The organism is Rhizobium herbae, from assembly GCF_019511375.1.
Classification (GTDB): Bacteria; Pseudomonadota; Alphaproteobacteria; order Rhizobiales; family Rhizobiaceae; genus Pararhizobium; species Pararhizobium herbae_A.
The window spans coordinates 1-221 of the sequence record NZ_JAEUAO010000028.1 but is presented as its reverse complement, the minus strand read 5'-3'; the positions used below and the strand labels follow the sequence as shown (position 1 = coordinate 221).

General features: G+C 69.7%; 1 protein-coding gene. It reads left to right on the top strand.

What is annotated here, in order from left to right; translation table 11 throughout:
* A partial coding sequence (locus JNB71_RS24865) for a VCBS domain-containing protein (protein ID WP_220374325.1) occupies positions 1–221 on the top strand: 221 nt, incomplete at both ends.

The window sequence follows — 221 nt, the reverse complement described above, 5'->3', positions numbered from 1 at the left end:
CGGTGTTTGCCGCCCCGGCCACGCTCGACGGCACCTATGGCAGCTTCTCCTTCGATGCCGCCACCGGCAGCTGGACCTATACGCTCGACAACGACCGGGCGGCGACGCAAGCGCTCAACCAGGGCGAGGCCGTCAGCGACACGCTGAGCGTCACCTCGCTCGACGGCACCGCCAGCCACAACATCGTCGTCGCCATCACCGGCGCCAACGACGCGGCGTCG